The following is a 19,463-nucleotide window of genomic DNA, read 5'->3' as shown; positions in this document are numbered from 1 at the left end:
ATCTAAAGGAATTTTAAAATCTAACAACCAAATTAAACCCTAATAATATTGGAGTTTATCGATTAGTTTTTCACATCAAAAATCACTCGTTACGAGTAAAAATTCTTGTTGGACTTGAATCACTATTTTTCTTTTAATGCGCGGCAACAACCCTTGCCGATTTCGGCACTACTAAAATAAAAGAGAAAGATAGATGAAAGAAACAACATCACTAGAACAAGCTCGCACGAGTTACAATGTTCGTCATTGGAGCCAAGGTTTCTTTGGTATTAATGATCAAGGTGATGTGTATGTTGCGCCAAAGGCCCATGCCCCAGAGCAAACCATTGCACTAATCGATATCGCACAGCAGTTACAAGATAAAGGCTTAAGCTTGCCTGCGTTGGTTCGTTTTCCACAAATTTTACATCATCGTGTACATAGCTTATGTCAGGCATTTAACACGGCGATTGAAAACTATGGTTACCCAAAAGACTATTTGCTTGTTTACCCAATTAAAGTAAACCAACAGCGTGAAGTTGTTGAAGAAATTGTTGCAAGCCAAGCTGATATTGAAAAGAAACAATTGGGCCTAGAAGCGGGCAGTAAGCCTGAGCTATTAACTGTATTAGCGATGGCTGAAAAAACCAGTGCGGTAATTGTATGTAATGGCTACAAAGACCAAGAATACATTCGTTTAGCATTGATTGGCGAAAAGCTAGGACACAAGGTTTACATCGTTCTTGAAAAACTGTCTGAGCTAGACATGGTGCTTAGCCAAGCTAAAGAGTTAAACGTAAAGCCACGCATTGGTATTCGTGTACGTTTAGCGTCGCAAGGTAAGGGCAAGTGGCAAGCAAGTGGTGGCGAAAAATCAAAATTTGGTTTATCGGCCTCGCAAGTACTCAGTGTGGTTAATCGCTTAAAAGCGTCTGATCAACTCGATCTGATCCAACTTGTACACTTTCACTTAGGCTCGCAAATGGCAAACATCCGCGATGTTCGTTTAGGTGTGAGTGAAGCTGCGCGTTTTTACTGTGAGTTACGCAAGTTAGGTGCACAAATTGATTGCTTAGATGTGGGTGGCGGTTTAGCGGTAGATTATGACGGTACTCGTAGCCAGTCACATAACTCAATGAACTACAGCCTAAGTGAATATGCTAATAACATCGTATACACCATTGGTGATACCTGTAAGTTATATGAGCAGCCAATGCCGCGCATTATTTCTGAATCAGGTCGTGCGTTAACAGCGCACCATGCTGTGTTGATTTCGAATGTTATTGGTACCGAAAGCTATGTACCAGAAGACATTCAAGCGCCAGCAGCAGATGCACCCCTATTGTTAAAGAATATGTGGACATCATGGCAACAGTTAAGTGGTGACAATGATGACCGTGCATTAATCGAAATTTATCATGATAGCCAAGGCGATTTAGCCGAAGCACATAATCAGTTTGCACTTGGTTTGTTAGATTTAACAGAGCGAGCATGGGCGGAGCAAGTTAACTTACGTGTATGTTATGAACTTAACAAACATATGGATAACAAAAACCGTTTTCATCGCCCGATTATTGATGAATTAAATGCGCGTTTAGCAGATAAGTTTTTTGTGAACTTTTCATTGTTCCAGTCATTACCGGATGCGTGGGGTATTGACCAAGTGTTTCCTGTTCTACCGCTAAGTGGTTTAACAGAAGCACCACAAAAACGCGCTGTGTTACTTGATATCACTTGCGATTCAGACGGTGCTATGGAGCACTATGTCGACGGTCAAGGTATTGAAAGCACATTACCTGTGCCAGCTTTTAGCGAAGAAAAACCTTATTTAATGGGCTTTTTCTTAGTGGGTGCTTATCAGGAGATTTTAGGTGATATGCACAACTTATTTGGCGACACACATAGTGCAATTATAAAAATGGATGAGCAAGGTCAGGCGCAAATCACTGAAGTTAACGAAGGTGATACCGTTGCAGACATGATGCGTTACGTACATTTAGATGTAGAAAGCTTCCAGCAATCTTATGCCCAGCTGGTGGCAGCTAAATTGCCAGAAACTGAGCAGCAAAGCGTATTAGATGAGCTGCAAACTGGCTTAAACGGTTACACTTATTTAGAAGAGTTATAAGCAATGTCGACATTGTTTGACCACACAGATCATTCATTGTACTCAAACGGCATGACGTTTTTACGTCAGCCGATGGTGCAAAACATCACTGCAATCGATGCTGATGTAGTGGTGCTAGGTTTACCATTTGATTTGGCGACCTCAGGTCGCCCTGGTGCACGTTTAGGGCCTGACGCAATTCGTCGTGCCTCAGTGCACCTCGCATGGGAAGAAACCAAGTACCCGTGGACGTTTCCGTTGTTTGAGCGTTTAAAATTAGCTGATGCGGGGGATTTTACTTACCCAGTAGGCGACCCAGAATATTTTACCGCGCAGTTAGAATTAGCCGCTGAGCAAATTCTTCGCCAAGGTAAAACATTATTAGGTTTAGGTGGCGACCACTTTGTGACTTTGCCGCTACTGCGTGCTCATGCAAAACAACACGGTAAAATGGCATTAGTACATTTTGATGCCCACACAGATACTTACAGCAATGGTTCGCGCTATGATCACGGTACCATGTTTTACCATGCGCCGATGGAAGGGCTTATTGATGTTGATCACAGTATTCAAATTGGTATTCGTACTGATTTTGATCAAAGCAAACATGAGTTTGCGGTGATTGATGCAATGGCAGCCAATGATTTGCCAGCGCAAGATATCGCAGAGCAAATCAAAGCGCGCATCGGTGACTTACCTGTTTACTTAACCTTTGATATTGACTGCCTTGATCCCGCATTCGCTCCAGGGACAGGCACGCCAGTATGTGGTGGCTTAACCAGCGATAAAGTACTCAAAGTACTTCGTGCATTGAAAGGCATTAATATGGTCGGTATGGATGTGGTTGAAGTGTCGCCATCCTATGACCAAAGTGAATTAACGGCGATTGCCGCAGCGACCATTGCCAATGAGTTATTACACTTATGGGCTTTGAAGCATAAATACTAAATGAGAGAGACAAAGAGCGCCATTAGGCGCTCTTTTTTTTGATATTGGATGAAGCAATTAAGCGCTTCGAACATCAACCTTTAATTTAAGCTTTTGCCCAGGTTGAATGTATTTTTGCCCAGCTAATGAGTTCCATTTAATAATATCTTCTACAGACACATTAAACTTAGCAGCAATGCGCGCTAACGAGTCACCACGACGAACTTTATAGGTAATGGTGCGCTCTTTGATTTGTGTAGCAGCAAGTTGTGATTTTTCTTGCTTATACACAGTTAGCTTTTGACCAACACGCAGTACAGCGTCTTTTTTTAGCTTATTCCATGTTGCAAGTTCAGCTATGGTCACATCGTACTCACGGCTGATATCCCACAGTGTATCGCCACTGGCCACTTTATGGCTTAGCTTTTTACGTGTTGCTTTATTAGCCGCCATACGCACTGATTTTGGTAAATGCTGGCTATTAATCTCACCATCGCTCAGTGGCACAAGTAATTGCTGACCAACACGAATTGTATTCGATGAAAGCTTATTCAGGGTTTTAATAGCGTTTGTGCTTGTCGAAAACTTCTTCGCAATCACAGATAAACTGTCACCGCGTGCTACCACATATTGCTGCCAGCGTAGGCGGTCTTTTTGCTCTGTTTTTGCAAGCTTGTCAGTAAACGCTTCAACTTTATCAGACGGTAATAATAAAAAGTGTGGGCCATTTGGATCTGTCGCCCAGCGATTGAAGCCAGGGTTTAAACGATAAAGCTCTGTTAAGCTAATACCTGCCATGTCAGCGGCAAGTGCTAAGTCAATTTGGCTCCCGACATTAACTGCTTCAACGACTTGAGCATTAATAATTGGTTGCCATTTAACACCAAATTCGTCACTGCGTTTTACTAGATCAGACAGCGCTAACAGCTTAGGTACGTAGGCAGTGGTCTCTCTTGGTAAATCAAGTGACCAAAAATCCGTTGGTAAATGCTTTTTACGGTTCTTTTTAATGGCACGCAGTAAACGACCTTCACCTGAGTTATAGGCTGCAATGGCATTTAGCCAATCGCCTTCTAAGGTTTTGTGTAAATATGATAAGTAATCTAGCGCTGCACGGGTCGATTGTACAATGTCACGGCGACCGTCATACCACCAGTTTTGTTTCAAATCGAAACGCTCACCGGTTTGTGGCATAAATTGCCAAATGCCAGAAGCACTGCGATGTGAATAACCAAATGGGTCAAACGCACTTTCTACAATAGGTAAAAGCGCAATTTCGATTGGCATTTGACGCTTTTCGACTTCTTCTACAATAAAGTATAAATAAGGCTCAGCTCGCTTAGAGATTCGATCTAAATAGGCCTGATGACGTGCATAATAGTTGCGCTCAGCAACAACTGGGCGGTTTTGTGGCACATCAATCGAAAGCTGATAACGAATACGTTCCCATACATCATCAAATACAGGAGGCGGCTCATCAATATCGGTTAATTGTTGATATTGAGCGTTAATCATCAATGCATCATTGATATCGCTCGGACTTGCGCCGTCTAATTGTTGCTCAACATTATTGCTTGCAACATCTGTACTTGCTGAATCAGAAGCTGTTAATTGACAGCCACTTAAAATCAACGCAAGTGATAAAACTAAAGGAGACTTATACATATATACCCATACATCAGGTAAAAAAACTCGGCGAATATTACCTGCTCTGAGAACATATTGCCACTTTATGACCAGTTTATGTCAGCTTATTATTGCAAGATGCTGATCTAAATATACAAAATTGTAACTACCGGTGTTTACGTTTTTTTAAAAGTTATCTTTCCAGGCTCTGAGACCTGCAAAGCGTTGCCAAGGTTCATTCAGATCCAAATTAATTTTTAGCTCATCAGGAAGCTCATCAGTGATTGTTGCTATATTGCTACGTAAAAATGGATTTATTTGTTTTTCAACACCTAATTGAGTTGGTAAACTTATTTCGTCTTTGGCACGCAGCGCATCTACTTCTTCACTGTAGCTGATAAGGTATTCGTTATTTGGTTCAACGGCTTTTGCGAAAGCTAAGTTGGCTTGCGTGTACTCATGGGTGCAGTAGATTTTACACTCATCTGGCAGGGCTCTTAGCTTACATAACGAGTGCCACATTTGTTCTGCGCTGCCTTCAAATAATCGTCCGCAGCCAGCACTAAATAAGGTGTCGCCAGTAAAACTTAATTCGTCATTAATGTAACAAACATGGTCTAGGGTATGACCAGGTGTCGCAAGCACAGTAAAGGTGTAATCATACACAGTGACTTTATCCGCTTCTGATACGCCATGAGTAATACCTTTAAAAGGGCTATGTCTTGGCCCATAAACCGGAATATCACGAAATTCCTTAACCAGTGCAGCCACACCATCGGTATGATCATAATGGTGGTGAGTAATCAAAATACCGCTAAGTGTTAAGTTATGCTCGCTCAGGTAGTTTAAAACAGGCTCTGCTTGACCTGGGTCGACGACCCAGGCTGTTTGCTCAGCTTCATTGCTGATGCACCAAATGTAATTATCAGAAAAGGCTTTAATTGCTTTAACTTGCACCATGTTTAATTGCTCTATAAAGTGACAGTTAACACACAGTATAACGAGCTCAGAAAATGAAACCAGCCCTTAGTTTTCAAGAAGGTCCTAAGCCATACACTTGGCAGCAGTTCCCTCATGGCGACTATTTACGTGCTGAAATTGAACGTAAGCTAACGCCATGGTTGCCACGCATGTTTGGCTATCACATGCTCAAACTTGGTAATTTAAGTGGCGAGCTGGCAACCAGTGAAAGTCCTATTAAGCATCAAGTTTGTGTAGCAGAGCAGGGGTTATTTACAGGTGTTATTGCTGATGTAGACGAGCTGCCTTTTTATGAGCACAGTGTTGATGCTTGTATATTATCGCATTGCTTAGAATATCATTCTGATCCACACCACATCTTACGTGAAGCACATCGTACTTTAATTCCCGGTGGCTATCTGGTGATCACGGGCTTTAACCCGTTTAGCTTGTGTGGCTTGGCGCAGCTTTTACCTTTTAGTCGCCAAAAGTTACCTTGGACAGGGCGCTTTTTTACGCCATCACGAGTAAAAGACTGGTTGAATCTATTAGGCTTTGAGATTATTTCGGACGAGCGATTTATCCATTCATCGCTTGCAAGAGGCAACCGTTTGTCACGTTTTGCGGCGTGGCGCAGCTTTGGCCAGCAATATTTAAAGCCAATGGGCAGTGTTTATATGCTGGTGGCTCGAAAACGTGTGGCCCCGCTGACACCAATTAAACCTAAATGGCATGCAAGGCCGCAATTTTCGCCGGTAAAAGGAGCAGGGCTCAGGCAAACATCAAAGCAGCACTGTGAGCGGGATAGCTAAATAGTGTTGTTGCGTGTCTGTTTTACTTGGGTACTGGCCTGCACGAATATTTAATTGAATAGAAGGGTGCAACAGCTTTGGTACAGCCAAGGTTGCATCGCGGCCTTCCCGAGTCGCAATAAAGCTTTGTTTATCGCCTTTTAAATGAATGTTTTGCTCACGCTGCTCTTTCACTGTGGTTTTGTTCGCAAGAGGGCGGCCATCTGGTTGATAGTCATGACACATCCAAAGTACGGTATCGTCAGGAAAAGCTAAAATTCGCTGTAGTGAGTCATATAACTCACCGGCACTGCCTCCTGGGAAATCACAGCGGGCTGTGCCACTGTCTGGCATAAAGAAGGTGTCGCCAACAAATACATTGCCATTAATGTGAAAACACACGCTGTCAGGTGTATGGCCCGGTGTGGCAATCACATCTACTGTGTAATCACCTAACTGAAATTGTGCTTTATCAGCAAATAAAGCATCAAAAGGTTCACCATTACATGGCATATCAAGATTATAAAGTTGGCTAAAGTGTTGTTGCACTTGTGTGATCCCTTCACCCGTGCCGAGTTTACAAGGGTGTGTGTCTTGTAATTGCTGCTTTATGTAACTTGCTGCAGTGATATGATCAGCATGGGCATGAGTTTCAAGGAGCCATTGTAGTGTCAGCTGCTCAGTCTTTATATAGTTAATGATCTCATTGGCGGTGGTAAAACTTAATTCGCCACTTGGCATATCAAAATCAGCTGGCGCATCAATTAGCAAGCACTGTTTAGTGCTTTCGCAACTGACTAGGTAACAGAGAGTGGCGCTTTGTTGATGAAAAAAAGAGTGAATGCGCAGAGCCATAATGAATCCTTTATATTTAGTTATAGCTAAATCTTATAACATATAACAAAAATATAAAACGACCTGCGCCAAGTTTATTTCAAGGGGCTTTAATTACCGTCGTAACCTGTGTCTTCAAGTAATTGATCGCTGCCAGCTGCTTCGCGGGCAAGATCGTCAACAATCTCATTGTATTTATTACCGCTATGGCCTTTTACCCAACGCCATTCTACCTCGTGTTGTTGGCAGGCAGCATCGAGTCGTTTCCATAAATCGACATTCTTAACTGGTTTTTTAGCAGCGGTTTTCCAGCCACGCTTTTTCCAATTTTCAACCCATGACTCAATGCCTTGTTTCACATATTGGCTATCGGTCGTCAGAATGACGTGACAAGAGCGGGTGAGGGTTTCTAGTGCAACGATAGCTGCGAGCATTTCCATCCGATTATTTGTTGTTAGGGTGTAGCCTTGACTTAACTGCTTTTCGTGGCCGTTGTATCGCATCACGATGCCATACCCTCCAGGCCCTGGATTTCCTAAACATGATCCATCGGTGTAAATCTCTACGGTTTTCTGCACTGTTTTACCTTGATATTGTGTACAATAAAGTGAATATAGAAAGATACCAGAGTCAGGCTTAAGACGATATGGCACATAGACAAATAGTTTTAGATACAGAAACCACGGGTATTGACCCAAAGCAAGGCCACCGCATTATTGAAATCGGTTGTGTTGAACTTGTAAATCGCCGTCTTACTGGCAACAACTTTCATGTGTATATCAATCCACAACGTGAAATAGAAGAAGAAGCAATAGACGTTCACGGTATCACCAATGAATTTTTGCGTGATAAACCCCTGTACCACCAAATTGCCCATGAGTTTTTAGAGTATATTCGTGGGGCTGAGCTTGTTATTCATAACGCAGCGTTCGATATCGGCCACATGGATAATGAGTTTGCATTGTTAAATCAAGGTTTTCCGAATACTGCCGATGTATGTACTGTACTTGATACTTTAAAAATGGCGCGTGACTTGCACCCAGGTCAAAAGAATAACCTTGATGCACTTTGCCGTCGTTACGATATTGATAACTCAAAGCGTACGTTACACGGCGCTTTACTGGATTCTGAGATCTTAGCCGATGTTTACCTGTCGATGACGGGTGGGCAAGTAAAGCTGAATCTTAATCAAAATAAAGATGAAGGCTCAACTCAACAAGCTGGTGGTATTCGCCGACTAAGTGCTGATAGAGCACCGCTTGTGGTATTAAGAGCAACAGAACAAGAGCACGCCGCTCACGAAGAGCGTTTAGACTTGGTTGCAAAGGGTGGCCAATGCCTATGGCGTGCAGAATAAGGTAATAAAATGAGAAAACAACTACTAGCAGGATTAGTGTGTTTAATTCCCTTAGCGGGATTTGCCAACGAGCAAGATAAAATAACCCCATTAGAACGTGATGGGGTGCAAAATGAAATTCCCCTGCTAGAGAACCGTTTTCGTATTGACCATAAAGTCGATAAAGTAACCTTACTCTTCTTTCGTAAACGCGGTGCTCCTGCCGTTGTTTTAGTACGCCCTGACGGCACTAAGTATTACGCTACTGACTCAGTAAACAATGATGACCTCGACTGGCATGATGAACTGAGCTACGACCTGATCACCATTAGCAACCCTATGCCTGGCCCTTGGCAAGTGGTCGGCAGTATCTTGCCAGATAGCCGTATTATGGTGCTAGGTGAAATAGAGCTTAATGTTGATCCACTCCCGCCTATGCTGTTTCGTGGTGAAACAGTAAAGCTGACTGGCCGCGTATTAAATGATGGTGAACCAATAGAAGTTGGCCAGTTTCGCGATGTGATAAGTTTGCACGTTGATTTTGTCAGCACTAATAATAGTGATTACGCAAACTTTGGTGCGGGCACGCAAAGTGTTACCGATTTTAGAGATGATGGCCGTGGCTTTGATGAGCGTCCGCTTGATGGTGTGTTTACCGGTGAGTTTAAACTGGTCTTTCCGGCAGGAGAGTGGCAACCAGAGCTATATATAGAAACGCCTATACTAAAGCGTACCGTGGTGCAAAAACCAATAGTCGTGCATGAGCCGCCTTTTGATTATGAAGTAGCACTTGCTGAGCAAGATGAAGATGACCACATTTTAACGATCTCGTTAAATCCTGAAATCGTTAAACCAGAAACTGTACTTATTCAAGGAAAAATATATTACCCCAATAATGAAGAGCAAATGTTCTCTTTAGATGCTGATAAATCGCAAACACGAGAGCTTGCAATTAAAAATTATGATTGGGGACGATACAGTGTTGAGCTCTCTGTATTTGGTAGCAACATAAATGACCGTGAATTTATGGCGACGTTACCTACTTATAAATTTGAAATTGAGCGACCAATTGAAGTTGTACCAGAAATTGTTCGCCCTGAAATCGATTTAGAAGCGCAAGCAGAGCAACAACGAATTCTTGAAGAAGAACAAAAAGCGTCCACCATGCTCATGGTGACCTTAATTGTTGTTGGAAATTTAACCGTCCTTTTATTAGGTTGGCTGGCAATTAGAATTTTTGTTCAGAAGAAACCGCTGAAATTTAAAATTTCTTTACCGTTTTTAAAGAAAAAAAATCAAACCGAAAATGATGAGCAAGCAGCGAATGAAAATGAAGTTGGCAAAAATGGCTCAAAAAATGACAAATCAGGTGAAATTTTAAACCTTTCGATGTCAGATGACTAAAAAACCTGTAAAAATACAAAAAACCCCTTGACGAACCAGAGGGTGATTCGTATTATTCACGCCGCTGTCAGGGGAGACTCAGTCAGCAACGAAAATGTGGAGTGGTAGTTCAGTTGGTTAGAATACCGGCCTGTCACGCCGGGGGTCGCGGGTTCGAGTCCCGTCCACTCCGCCAATTTTCGACAATTTGTAAGTATGCGCTGGAGTGGTAGTTCAGTTGGTTAGAATACCGGCCTGTCACGCCGGGGGTCGCGGGTTCGAGTCCCGTCCACTCCGCCAATTACTTACACAACTTATGGTTGTAAAACATTTTCCTTTGCGGAGTGGTAGTTCAGTTGGTTAGAATACCGGCCTGTCACGCCGGGGGTCGCGGGTTCGAGTCCCGTCCACTCCGCCAATAGGAAAAATAAATAGCATTAGATACTGCGGAGTGGTAGTTCAGTTGGTTAGAATACCGGCCTGTCACGCCGGGGGTCGCGGGTTCGAGTCCCGTCCACTCCGCCACTATTTAAACGCTATTTTATTACAAAATTTGTATCGCGGAGTGGTAGTTCAGTTGGTTAGAATACCGGCCTGTCACGCCGGGGGTCGCGGGTTCGAGTCCCGTCCACTCCGCCAACAAATTAAGTAATAACAATGATATCTCTGCGGAGTGGTAGTTCAGTTGGTTAGAATACCGGCCTGTCACGCCGGGGGTCGCGGGTTCGAGTCCCGTCCACTCCGCCATTTGATATCATAAACAAATTAAGTGCATTACCCCATGCACATACCACTGCGGAGTGGTAGTTCAGTTGGTTAGAATACCGGCCTGTCACGCCGGGGGTCGCGGGTTCGAGTCCCGTCCACTCCGCCATTTGTTTTCCTCAAACAAATGATTAGATAAGTCTTTACATTAAAACGTACTTTTCTCTTATACTGTCAACGTATCTCGTATCTCGTATCTCGTATCTCGTATCTCGTATCTCGTATCTCGTATCTCGTATCTCGTATCTCGTATCTCGTATCTCGTATCTCGTATCTCGTATCTCGTATCTCGTATCTCGTATCTCGTATCTCGTATCTCGTATCTCGTATCTCGTATCTTTCATCCTATCTTGCTAATATTCTTCATTATTCCTATTTATTCAGCTTTTTATATCTGCATGAATAGCAAAGAATGGCGGCTCCACAACAAAAAGGAAATGCGTTATGAGTACATTCGGAACACAACTAAAACACTATCGCAGTGAGCTAAAACTAAGCCAACCAGAATTTGCAGAGCAAGTTGGAATAGAACAAAGTTACCTTTCAAAACTTGAGAACGATAAATCAGTGCCTTCGAATGACACATTTCGTTCAATATTAATGGCGCTCAATCTAACAATTTGCGACTTTATGGAGCCATTAAAACATTCTGTAGATAAAGCTCGGTTGATTAATGTGCCTGACATTGAAGCTTGGTATAAGCAACAAAGTAATAAGCAATTCATTAAACAGCGTTCACTCGTCTATATTGCCATACTGTTAAGTGCGCTAGGCTGTGCCATGTTTTATTTAGGGCATCAAGAAAAGCTATTCAATACAAAGTTCTATGAGTACAAATCATATGGTGTAGTGAAAGATAATGAACCAGATGGCATTTTTCATGATTGGCGTACGCTACTCGTAGAACAAAGCAGCGAGAAAATAGATGCAAAACGTCGAGAAATGATCAGCAGGCATGATTTTAAGTTTATTATCTCAGCGGACTATAAAGGTATTTCGTTTGTAGAATCTGGCGAGCAAGGCAGGCGTTTATATAGCCTTACTTCAAAAACACCTATTATCAAGCCCCATAAAGGCCATGTGTGGCTTGAGTTTATAGGTATCTTATTGTTTGTAGTTGGTGCAGGTCTCATAACATTTGAGAGTAAACTGACAAGACAGCATTAATGAGTTGTAGAACCTGACGCGTGTTAGCTTGCGTCAGGATCTCGAGGAATTAAATGTGCAAATTGCTGCTGGTGGATTTGTTCATATAGGGTAGCTGCATAGCTTTGCGCATCATGTAATCTGCGCGTACTGATGTGTTTTCTAAGATCATCAAGTGCAGCCGTTGCAGGTTCATAACCTTGGCTACTTGCCAGACTTAACCACACCGCGCCATGAAAAACACTGTGCGGTACACCTTGCCCTTTGATGAAAAACAGCCCCATATAAAATTGCGCCCTATGGTTACCTGCCATAGCTGCTAAGCGCATCCATTTTGCAGCAAGGGGAGGCTGTTCATTTTTTAAATAATACAAAGCTTTGTTTAGTACGTTTTCAACAGATTGAGTACTTTTATTTGGCGCCGACCCTTTATCGGGTTGGGTAATAAAGGCAAGTACATTATCAAGCTGTTGCTCTAAATCTAAGCCTACTGGCGAATTATCAGACATAGTTTAGTTATTTTCTTGAAATAAAAGACCTTATTAGTTTAGAACATTGCAAGGTAAAATGTCCTCTTATTGAGATAAAATATGATAAAATTAGCCAATTAATCTCAACTTAAAGTTCAACATGTTCGAAAGACTTTTCAAAATCACTGAAAACAACACCTCTGTGCGCCGCGAGACTATTGCTGGCATCACAACATTCATTACCATGGTTTACATTGTATTTGTTAACCCTGCAATGCTTGCAGAAGCGGGAATGGATCAAGGTGCGGCATTCGTAGCAACCTGTATTGCTGCTGCAATTGGCTGTTTTATTATGGGTTTATGGGCAAACTACCCATTAGCACTTGCTCCGGGTATGGGCTTAAACGCCTTCTTCACTTATGGTGTTGTTTTGGGCATGGGCTACACTTGGCAAGCTGCATTAGGTGCAGTTTTTATGTCTGGCTGTATCTTTTTATTCTTAAGCCTATTTAAGGTGAGAGAGTGGATCATTGATGCTATTCCTCTGGTGTTAAAACGTGCCATTGCCACAGGTATCGGTGCTTTCTTAGCCCTTATTGCACTGAAAAACGCCGGTATTATCGTAGCAAGCCCTGCAACCTTAGTGCAGTTAGGCGATATCACAGCCCCAGGCCCACTACTTGCGATTTTTAGCTTCTTTGTTATTGCAGCACTGTTATACCGCAATATGAAAAGCGGCGTACTTATCAGTATTTTATTAGTAACCGCAATTGCGCTTGGTTTAGACCTTGTGGAGTATCAAGGAATTATTTCAATGCCGCCTTCAATTGCACCAACCTTTATGCAATTGGATTTTGCAGCAGCATTCGAAATCTCAATGCTAACAGTGGTTTTTGCGTTCTTATTTGTTGATTTGTTTGATACTTCAGGCACTTTAGTTGCTGTAACGCAAAAAGCAGGTATTGCTGATGAACAAGGTAAAATGCCTCGTTTAGGTCGTGCTTTAAGTGCTGACAGTACAGCTACTATTGCAGGCTCAATGCTTGGTACGTCAACAACAACGTCTTACATTGAATCAGTTGCAGGTGTGTCTGTGGGCGGCCGTACAGGTCTAACTGCTGTGGTTGTAGGCATTTGTTTCTTGTTAATGATGTTCTTTGCGCCACTTGCTGGCATGATCCCAGCTTATGCAACGGCAGGTGCAATTTTATATGTTGCTGTGTTAATGATGCAAAACTTAAAGTTGGTAAATTGGGATGATATGACAGATGCCATTCCAGTGAGTGTGGTATTATTGATGACGCCGTTAACTTTCTCGATTGCGCACGGTATCGCCCTTGGTTTTATCTCGTATACTGCCGTGAAGTTGGTATGTGGTAAAAAAGATGAAATCAGTATTAGTGTGTGGGTATTAACAGCGCTGTTTATTGTTAAGTTTGCGTTTTTATCTTAACTTGCACAAAGCAAAGAAAAAGTGGTTTACCACTTTTTCTTTGGTGCGAATAATACGTCTAAATCGTCCTGCTCTTGTTCTGCTTTCTTCTTTAGTGACGTTGCATTTGATGCTTTCAACTCAGAGCTAATCGTTTCTAAATAGCCTTCAACTTCTTGTCTTTTCGAGTTTACATATTCATCGCTATAGCTAACTGAGGTCAGTGTTGCTAGTGCTTTTTCAAAATACTGTCTGGCAGAGCCCACCATATTTGCTGAGCGAGCTGAAATCCCGCGCTTAATTTGGCTTTCTACATTGATTCTTAACTGCAATTTTTCAAGGCGTTTATCTTCAGCAACAAATACTTGGCTATCTACCTTGCCTTTACCATGCTCTGAGCGAAGTACTGCTCGTAATTTCTTTATACCTTGAATTAGAGCTATTAATTGTTTGTCGTTATCTGGTAGTGCTAATGCATCGCTATTACTTGCTTCGATAGGAGAGGCTAGGCGTTCTTTAGATTCTTTTAGTCTGTTTTTTAATTCTTTTGAGCTTGGAGAAAGCTCGACCATTGAAACAAGTGCATCATAAATACGGCGTTGAATAATACGCAGAATATTTTCAGACATGGGGATATTGGCACTGTTAAGCAGTACATCTTCTGCCTCTTCAATGATTTTTTTTTGTTTTGTAAGCTCTTTACGGCGCTCTGCTTCTTGTTTTTCTTTATGTTGCTGCACAGCGCTGACCCATAAAGCGATCACGATTAATGCAACAATGAGCATGATGATGATAGAAACAATCATTACTAAATCTCAGTTTTAACTATCTAATTTTTTTATCTTACCTTAAAAAGATTAGATCTGAACAGTTTTGCGGTAGTTATCTCGAATAAACTTATTACGATTACTACTTTATAACGAGTATAGCGCTAAACTAGCACCTTTATTGAATATTTTGCGAGTAAACACGGCTACCGAGCAGTAATTTAATGTGTTAGCCTTAGAAACAATCGATATAAATGTATAGCGCGATGAAATATCGCTTGGCATTGCGCTTTGCAGCCTTTATAAATAAACAATAACAACGTTTACAATGCAGCCATGAAACTACAACAACTCAGATATATAGTCGAAGTCCAAAATCATAAACTGAATGTCTCTGCGACAGCCGAAAGTTTATTTACCTCGCAACCGGGGATCTCGAAACAAGTTCGTATGCTTGAAGACGAACTGGGTGTACAGATCTTTGGCCGTAGTGGCAAACACCTTACCCATGTAACCAGTGCCGGTAACGAAATTATTAATATTTCACGAGAAATATTGTCGAAAGTTGAAGGTATTAAAGCGGTTGCCAATGAACATACCTTGCCTGATCAAGGTAAACTAAACATTGCCACCACTCATACTCAGGCGCGTTACGCATTACCGAATGTTATTCAAGGCTTTATGAAAAAGTACCCGGCAGTGTCTTTGCACATGCATCAGGGTACGCCACAGCAGATTTCTGATGCGGCAGCACGCGGTGATGCTGACTTTGCCATTGCGACTGAGGCGCTGCATTTATATTCTGATTTAGTTATGTTGCCGTGCTATCACTGGAATCGTAGTATTGTTGTGGCAAAAACACACCCGCTTGCGCAAAAGGCTGATAATTTAACGGTTGCCGATGTGGCTAAATACCCACTTATTACTTATGTGTTTGGTTTTACTGGTCGTTCTGAGTTAGATAAGGCCTTCAATGCACATGGACTTGAGCCGCATATTGTTTTTACTGCAACAGATGCTGATGTAATCAAAACTTATGTTCGTTTAGGTCTAGGTGTAGGTGTTGTAGCATCTATGGCGATTGATCAAATAACCGATACTGATTTAGTCTGTATTGATGCAAGCCACTTATTTGAAGCGAGCACCACTAAAATTGGTTTTAGAAAGGGCAGCTTTTTACGCAGTTACATGTATGATTTTATTGAGCGTTTTGCACCGCACTTAACGAAAGAACTGGTTGAGCGAGCAAGCTTATTACGTAACCAAGAAGATGTTGATAAGCTCTTCGAAAACATTGAGTTACCAGTAAAATAGAGATAAAAAAGCCGCTTAAAAGCGGCTTTTTTATGCTGAAAGCGTGCTGTATATTAACACTCGATGATATTAACTGCTAAGCCACCGCGAGCGGTTTCTTTGTATTTCGTTTTCATATCATTACCTGTGTCGAGCATGGTTTTAATTACCTTATCAAGGGTCACTTTTTGCTCGCCAGAACCACGCATTGCAAGGCGTGACGCATTAATTGCTTTAATTGAGCCCATCGCATTACGTTCAATACACGGTACTTGTACAAGGCCGCCAACCGGGTCACAGGTTAGGCCTAGGTTGTGCTCCATGCCGATTTCAGCGGCGTTTTCAACCTGTACTACATTGCCACCCATGATTTCAGTAAGTGCACCTGCTGCCATTGAGCAAGCAACGCCCACTTCACCTTGGCAACCTACTTCAGCACCCGAAATTGACGCGTTCTTTTTATATAAAATACCAATTGCTGCCGCCGTTAATAAGTAACGTGTTGCGATATCACGGTCTACTTCTTTAATGAAAGTGTGATAATACATTAATACCGCTGGCAAAATACCTGCTGCACCATTGGTAGGTGCGGTAACAACACGGCCGCCGGCAGCGTTCTCTTCGTTTACTGCAAGGGCAAATAAATCAACCCAATCCATAGCACGTAATGGGTCGTTGTTTACCTCAATATTTAACTTAAGGTGTAAACTAGGGGCACGACGTTTTACTTTTAAACCACCTGGTAAGATACCTTCTGTACGCATACCACGCTCAATACAGGCTTTCATTACTTGCCAAATATTAAACAGCTCATCTTTGATGTCTTTTTCGCTGCGCAGGGTTTTTTCGTTGTGCATCATAAGCGTTGATACACTAAAACCTGACTCACGGCACAGTTCTAACAGCTCTTTTGCCGTGTTAAACGGATAAGGCGCTGGGTTTTCTTCGCGGATTTCGAGTGCTTTTTGTTTTTCGTTCTCGAACTCTTCATCACTGACGATAAAGCCGCCACCGATTGAGTAATACACTTTACTGAATAACTTTTCGCCATTTTGGCTGGCAATGATTTCCATTGCATTTGAATGTTTTGGTAATGTTTTACGACGATGAAATACAATCGCACCTTGTTTAGGGAAATTGGCTTTATGGCTTTGATTTAAATAAATAACCTGCTCTTTTTCGATTTTTGCGAGGATATCGTCGACTAAATCAGCATCAATGGTTTCTGGATCATAACCGGCAAGGCCTAAGATCACAGCTTTACCAGAGCCGTGACCAATACCTGTTTGGCCGAGTGAGCCAAATAGCTCAACTTTAATATCGGTGACGTTTGCAAGTAAGTTTTTTTCTTCTAGTTCGTTTACAAATAAACGCGAAGCGCGCATTGGGCCAACAGTGTGAGATGACGATGGGCCAATACCAATACTAAACATATCGAATGCACTGATCATAATTTGCTACTCATTTTTCTATTAACGGCATACTACCTGCCTTTGAACGGTGCCACATGATAACGTTTAAAAGTGCCTGTGTAACCCTAAAAGCAGGATAATTAAACTGGTAGGGCGAGCTGTTTTATAAAGTTATTAATTATGCTCGCTGTTGCTCCCCAAAGCAGTCCATGGGGGGTCATCAAACCTTGCAAAGTAATGGTTTTACCATTTCGCACAAAGGGAAGGGGTTGCCAATTTTGTTGATTACTTAAATAAGATAAGGGCAGTAAAAAGCTGGCAGCAACTTCGTTGGGATCAGCTTGCCACGTTGTGCCTTCACAAAGCACACACACAAAAGGCTCAATATTGAAACCGGTTAGGGTCGCGTACTGATGTAATTTACCGTGGACAGTCACTTGGTGTGTCGCAATGTTAAGCTCTTCATTAAGCTCTCGAAGAGCGGTGTGCATTAACGTGTCATCTTGTTCTTCATACTTGCCACCCGGTAAGCAAATCTCCCCCGGGTGATGAAGTAAATAACTAGGTCGCTTGCACAGCAACAAATGCGCTTCGTCGTTAACATCAAGCAGAGGTAACATTACGGCACTGGCACGCTTTTCGGCATTAAAGCGAATGGTTGCTGGGCGCTCTGTGGTTTGACTTAAACTAAAACGGGCAATTATTTGCTGGCTATTCAAGGTAGTTACTTCAACTTTTACTTTAATAAAGGCAGTATTTTATTTACTTTATCGTAAGTTTCTTGGTACTCCAAGTCGACCTTTGAATCAGCCACAATGCCACCGCCAGCCCAGCAATAGATTGCACCTTTGTGGCACACTAAAGTACGAATTGTGATACTGGTATCCATGTTGCCACAGGCACTTAAATAGCCAATTGAGCCGCAGTACACACTACGGCGATGCGGCTCGAGCTCTTCTATGATTTCCATAGCGCGAATTTTCGGCGCTCCGGTAATTGAACCACCTGGGAAAGCGGCATGAATTTGGTCAACGGCATCTTTGCCATCTGCTAACTCTGCGCGCACTGTACTTACTAAATGATGCACAGCCGGAAAGCTTTCAATTGCAAATAACGAGGGGACGGTGACACTACCTGGGCGAGCCACTTTGCCTAAATCGTTGCGCAGCAGATCAACAATCATGACATTTTCTGCGCGGTCTTTTTCTGATTGCTGTAAACGAGTTGCTTGCGCTTGGTCTTGTTCAGAGTCAGCCAAACGAGGGAGCGTTCCTTTAATTGGCTTGGTTTCTATTTGGCCCTGATTAATCGAAATAAAACGCTCTGGTGAAATAGATAAAATAGCGCCATCAGGGTGATTTATATAGCTTGAAAATGGTGCTTTATTGGCTTCTCGAAGTTGTTTATATGCTTGCCATGTTGAACCTGAAAATTCAGCTTTAAAACGCTGTGCAAGGTTGATCTGGTAGCAGTCACCACTTTTTAAATAAGCTTGAATTTTCTCGAACTTTTCGCTGTAGCTGGCTTGACTCATGTTTGATTGCCAGTCGCTTTGTAGCGCGAACTCTGCACTTGCTGGCTTTTCGTTTAGGTGCTGCTGGTATAGCGCTAAGCGATTATGATTTGGCTGACAGACGTAAAACCAGCTTTGTTGTTGCTTATCATAAATAAGAGCATCTGGATAAAGGCCTACAGCCATTTGTGGCATGTTAATGTCGTTTTCGGCAGTACTTGGCATGCTTTCAATCACACGACCTAGGTCATAACCAAAATAGCCAAGCCACCCACCTGTAAAGGGTAGGTTATTAGGGTTAGCTGTGTGATTAAATTCCTGAAGACCTTCTTTCATCAAGCTAAAACAATCACTTGATTGTGTTTTGCCGTCGACAAAGCATGTATTTTCGCGCACTTCTAATTGCTTTAATGGTGCAATAGCAATGATATCGAAGCGGCTATTTACATGCTCGCTATTGGCTGAATCGAGCAACACTGCATGGGGCAAATGAGCAAAATGACTAAATAGCGCGATGCAATCACCACTTAAATTTAATTTAATGCACAAATTTTCATCGTTTATCATCTACATTGCCCTGAATAACTAGCCCGAAACGGGCGAGGAGGGTATCATAAGTTAAATTTGATTGGCAGCGTTATGATTTCCTTTATAGTGATGCCATGACTAACCCGTAGAGTAAATCTTCGTCACCGGTTTACTCAGGATCACGTACAGCGCTA

17 protein-coding genes and 7 tRNA genes are annotated in these 19,463 nt (G+C 42.3%); 15 read left to right on the top strand and 9 right to left on the bottom strand.

From position 1 onward, the window contains the following. The first annotated feature begins 193 nt into the window (after positions 1 to 193). Positions 194 to 2,107: a biosynthetic arginine decarboxylase gene (gene speA, locus L1D51_RS03170; protein ID WP_054551631.1), complete on the top strand. Its 1,914-nt coding sequence runs from the start codon at positions 194 to 196 to the stop codon at positions 2,105 to 2,107. A gap of 3 nt (positions 2,108 to 2,110) precedes the next feature. Further along, a complete protein-coding gene (gene speB / locus L1D51_RS03165; RefSeq protein WP_055022138.1) occupies positions 2,111 to 3,034 on the top strand; it encodes an agmatinase in 924 nt (307 codons plus the stop codon). A gap of 57 nt (positions 3,035 to 3,091) precedes the next feature. On the opposite strand, the gene L1D51_RS03160 is transcribed toward speB, so the two are convergent. Together L1D51_RS03160 and gloB are read right to left on the bottom strand one after the other, a co-directional pair. Next, complete coding sequence (locus tag L1D51_RS03160; RefSeq protein ID WP_054561800.1) at positions 3,092 to 4,678, bottom strand: LysM peptidoglycan-binding domain-containing protein; 1,587 nt, start codon at positions 4,676 to 4,678, stop codon at positions 3,092 to 3,094. A 147-nt stretch (positions 4,679 to 4,825) separates the two neighbouring features. Further along, positions 4,826 to 5,599: a hydroxyacylglutathione hydrolase gene (gloB, locus tag L1D51_RS03155; RefSeq protein WP_239962593.1), complete on the bottom strand. Its 774-nt coding sequence runs from the start codon at positions 5,597 to 5,599 to the stop codon at positions 4,826 to 4,828. Between the two features lie 53 nt (positions 5,600 to 5,652). Here gloB and L1D51_RS03150 point away from each other — a divergent pair, with 53 nt between their 5' ends. After that, complete coding sequence (locus L1D51_RS03150; protein WP_054551627.1) at positions 5,653 to 6,411, top strand: class I SAM-dependent methyltransferase; 759 nt, start codon at positions 5,653 to 5,655, stop codon at positions 6,409 to 6,411. Here L1D51_RS03150 and L1D51_RS03145 read toward each other — a convergent pair. Both L1D51_RS03145 and rnhA read right to left on the bottom strand, forming a co-directional pair. After that, positions 6,382 to 7,245 carry an MBL fold metallo-hydrolase gene (locus L1D51_RS03145; RefSeq protein ID WP_239962592.1) on the bottom strand — a complete coding sequence of 288 codons (864 nt, stop codon included), beginning with the start codon at positions 7,243 to 7,245 and terminating at the stop codon, positions 6,382 to 6,384. The two genes, L1D51_RS03150 and L1D51_RS03145, sit on opposite strands and share 30 nt — an antisense overlap. 89 nt (positions 7,246 to 7,334) lie before the next feature. Beyond that, entirely contained in the window at positions 7,335 to 7,802 is a 468-nt protein-coding gene (rnhA, locus tag L1D51_RS03140) for a ribonuclease HI (RefSeq protein WP_054561796.1), read from the bottom strand. Between the two features lie 68 nt (positions 7,803 to 7,870). Here rnhA and dnaQ point away from each other — a divergent pair, with 68 nt between their 5' ends. The 10 genes from dnaQ to L1D51_RS03090 all read left to right on the top strand — a co-directional run bounded on the left by dnaQ (position 7,871) and on the right by L1D51_RS03090 (position 11,875). Then, positions 7,871 to 8,581: a DNA polymerase III subunit epsilon gene (dnaQ, locus tag L1D51_RS03135; RefSeq protein ID WP_054561795.1), complete on the top strand. Its 711-nt coding sequence runs from the start codon at positions 7,871 to 7,873 to the stop codon at positions 8,579 to 8,581. 9 nt (positions 8,582 to 8,590) lie between these two features. Then, the gene (locus L1D51_RS03130; protein WP_239962590.1) at positions 8,591 to 9,964 is read left to right on the top strand and encodes a TIGR03503 family protein; all 1,374 of its coding nucleotides are present in this window, start codon (positions 8,591 to 8,593) and stop codon (positions 9,962 to 9,964) included. Between the two features lie 98 nt (positions 9,965 to 10,062). Beyond that, positions 10,063 to 10,139: transfer RNA gene (locus L1D51_RS03125), tRNA-Asp, on the top strand. A gap of 27 nt (positions 10,140 to 10,166) precedes the next feature. Beyond that, positions 10,167 to 10,243, top strand: a tRNA-Asp gene (locus tag L1D51_RS03120). 41 nt (positions 10,244 to 10,284) lie between these two features. Then, positions 10,285 to 10,361: transfer RNA gene (locus L1D51_RS03115), tRNA-Asp, on the top strand. A 30-nt stretch (positions 10,362 to 10,391) separates the two neighbouring features. After that, positions 10,392 to 10,468, top strand: a tRNA-Asp gene (locus L1D51_RS03110). Between the two features lie 37 nt (positions 10,469 to 10,505). After that, positions 10,506 to 10,582: transfer RNA gene (locus L1D51_RS03105), tRNA-Asp, on the top strand. Positions 10,583 to 10,613: 31 nt separating this feature from the next. Beyond that, positions 10,614 to 10,690: transfer RNA gene (locus tag L1D51_RS03100), tRNA-Asp, on the top strand. A 50-nt stretch (positions 10,691 to 10,740) separates the two neighbouring features. Next, positions 10,741 to 10,817: transfer RNA gene (locus L1D51_RS03095), tRNA-Asp, on the top strand. Between the two features lie 335 nt (positions 10,818 to 11,152). After that, positions 11,153 to 11,875, top strand: a complete 723-nt coding sequence (locus L1D51_RS03090) for a helix-turn-helix domain-containing protein (RefSeq protein WP_239962588.1) — start codon at positions 11,153 to 11,155, stop codon at positions 11,873 to 11,875. Between the two features lie 23 nt (positions 11,876 to 11,898). Here the strand turns inward: L1D51_RS03090 and L1D51_RS03085 are convergent, their stop codons facing one another. Continuing rightward, the gene (locus tag L1D51_RS03085; protein WP_054551621.1) at positions 11,899 to 12,363 is read right to left on the bottom strand and encodes an SEL1-like repeat protein; all 465 of its coding nucleotides are present in this window, start codon (positions 12,361 to 12,363) and stop codon (positions 11,899 to 11,901) included. A 121-nt stretch (positions 12,364 to 12,484) separates the two neighbouring features. Between L1D51_RS03085 and L1D51_RS03080 the strand changes: the two genes are divergently transcribed. After that, entirely contained in the window at positions 12,485 to 13,777 is a 1,293-nt protein-coding gene (locus L1D51_RS03080; RefSeq protein WP_239962586.1) for an NCS2 family permease, read from the top strand. Between the two features lie 26 nt (positions 13,778 to 13,803). Here L1D51_RS03080 and L1D51_RS03075 read toward each other — a convergent pair whose 3' ends face one another. After that, positions 13,804 to 14,562 (bottom strand): hypothetical protein, encoded by a 759-nt coding sequence (locus L1D51_RS03075; RefSeq protein WP_054561792.1) that lies wholly within the window; start codon positions 14,560 to 14,562, stop codon positions 13,804 to 13,806. Positions 14,563 to 14,859: 297 nt separating this feature from the next. On the opposite strand from L1D51_RS03075, the gene cysB reads away from it, so the two are divergent. Then, positions 14,860 to 15,837, top strand: a complete 978-nt coding sequence (cysB, locus tag L1D51_RS03070) for an HTH-type transcriptional regulator CysB (RefSeq protein ID WP_054551618.1) — start codon at positions 14,860 to 14,862, stop codon at positions 15,835 to 15,837. A gap of 53 nt (positions 15,838 to 15,890) precedes the next feature. On the opposite strand, the gene L1D51_RS03065 is transcribed toward cysB, so the two are convergent. The 3 genes from L1D51_RS03065 to pabB form a co-directional block, all read right to left on the bottom strand. Next, a complete protein-coding gene (locus tag L1D51_RS03065) occupies positions 15,891 to 17,267 on the bottom strand; it encodes an L-serine ammonia-lyase (RefSeq protein WP_054551617.1) in 1,377 nt (458 codons plus the stop codon). A 101-nt stretch (positions 17,268 to 17,368) separates the two neighbouring features. Then, complete coding sequence (locus tag L1D51_RS03060) at positions 17,369 to 17,947, bottom strand: NUDIX hydrolase (protein WP_239962584.1); 579 nt, start codon at positions 17,945 to 17,947, stop codon at positions 17,369 to 17,371. Positions 17,948 to 17,964: 17 nt separating this feature from the next. Next, the gene (pabB, locus tag L1D51_RS03055; protein ID WP_054561790.1) at positions 17,965 to 19,308 is read right to left on the bottom strand and encodes an aminodeoxychorismate synthase component I; all 1,344 of its coding nucleotides are present in this window, start codon (positions 19,306 to 19,308) and stop codon (positions 17,965 to 17,967) included. Positions 19,309 to 19,463: the final 155 nt, after the last annotated feature.

It is taken from the genome of Pseudoalteromonas shioyasakiensis, from assembly GCF_022398475.1.
In the GTDB taxonomy this organism is placed as follows: Bacteria; Pseudomonadota; Gammaproteobacteria; order Enterobacterales; family Alteromonadaceae; genus Pseudoalteromonas.
The sequence above is the reverse complement of the archived record's forward strand: the minus strand, read 5'-3'. Positions and strand labels throughout refer to the sequence as shown.